Annotated in this window: 1 rRNA gene; it reads left to right on the forward strand. The window is 51.0% G+C overall.

Annotated elements, in window-relative coordinates:
- Nucleotide 1: 1 nt before the first annotated feature.
- Nucleotides 2-1,585 (forward strand): 23S ribosomal RNA (locus tag C9J36_RS16975); the annotation flags it as partial.

Consider the following 1,585-nt stretch of genomic DNA (forward strand, 5'->3'; position numbering starts at 1 on the left):
AGGTTAAGTTATTAAGGGCGCACGGTGGATGCCTTGGCACTAGGAGTCGATGAAGGACGGCACTAACACCGATATGCCTCGGGGAGCTGTAAGTAAGCTTTGATCCGGGGATTTCCGAATGGGGAAACCCACTATGTTTAATGGCATAGTATCCATACGTGAATTCATAGCGTATGGAAGACAGACGCAGGGAACTGAAACATCTAAGTACCTGCAGGAAGAGAAAGAAAATTCGATTCCCTGAGTAGCGGCGAGCGAAACGGGAAAAGCCCAAACCAAAGAGCTTGCTCTTTGGGGTTGTAGGACACTCTATACGGAGTTACAAAGGAATGAAGTAGATGAAGCGACTTGGAAAGGTCCGCCAGAGCAGGTAAAAGCCCTGTAGTCGAAAGTTCATTCCCTCCAGAGTGGATCCTGAGTACGGCGGAACACGTGAAATTCCGTCGGAATCCGGGAGGACCATCTCCCAAGGCTAAATACTCCCTAGTGACCGATAGTGAACCAGTACCGTGAGGGAAAGGTGAAAAGCACCCCGGGAGGGGAGTGAAAGAGAACCTGAAACCGTGTGCCTACAAGTAGTTAGAGCCCGTTAATGGGTGATAGCGTGCCTTTTGTAGAATGAACCGGCGAGTTACGATAACGTGCAAGGTTAAGCTGAGAAAGCGGAGCCGCAGCGAAAGCGAGTCTGAATAGGGCGAAGGAGTACGTTGTCGTAGACCCGAAACCAGGTGATCTACCCATGGCCAGGGTGAAGGTAAGGTAACACTTACTGGAGGCCCGAACCCACGTACGTTGAAAAGTGCGGGGATGAGCTGTGGGTAGCGGAGAAATTCCAATCGAACCTGGAGATAGCTGGTTCTCTCCGAAATAGCTTTAGGGCTAGCCTCGTGATTGAGAATACCGGAGGTAGAGCACTGTTTGGACTAGGGGGGCATCTCGCTTTACCGAATTCAGACAAACTCCGAATGCCGGATATTTATACACGGGAGTCAGACTGCGAGTGATAAGATCCGTAGTCAAGAGGGAAACAGCCCAGACCACCAGCTAAGGTCCCAAAGTAATCGTTAAGTGGAAAAGGATGTGGCGTTGCTTAGACAACCAGGATGTTGGCTTAGAAGCAGCCATCATTTAAAGAGTGCGTAATAGCTCACTGGTCGAGTGACACTGCGCCGAAAATGTATCGGGGCTAAACGATTCACCGAAGCTGTGGATTGACATCTACGATGTCAGTGGTAGGAGAGCGTTCTAAGTGCGTTGAAGTCAGACCGGAAGGACTGGTGGAGCGCTTAGAAGTGAGAATGCCGGTATGAGTAGCGAAAGACAGGTGAGAATCCTGTCCACCGTATGACTAAGGTTTCCTGAGGAAGGCTCGTCCGCTCAGGGTTAGTCGGGACCTAAGCCGAGGCCGATAGGCGTAGGCGATGGATAACAGGTTGATATTCCTGTACTACCTCCCCACCGTTTGAGCAATGGGGGGACGCAGGAGGGTAGGGTAAGCAGAGCGTTGGTTGTCTCTGTTCAAGCAGTAAGGCGTGTGTGTAGGCAAATCCGCACACTCTAACGCCAAGCTGTGATGACGAGTCCG

Source organism: Metasolibacillus fluoroglycofenilyticus, assembly GCF_003049645.1.
GTDB lineage: Bacteria > Bacillota > Bacilli > Bacillales_A > Planococcaceae > Metasolibacillus > Metasolibacillus fluoroglycofenilyticus.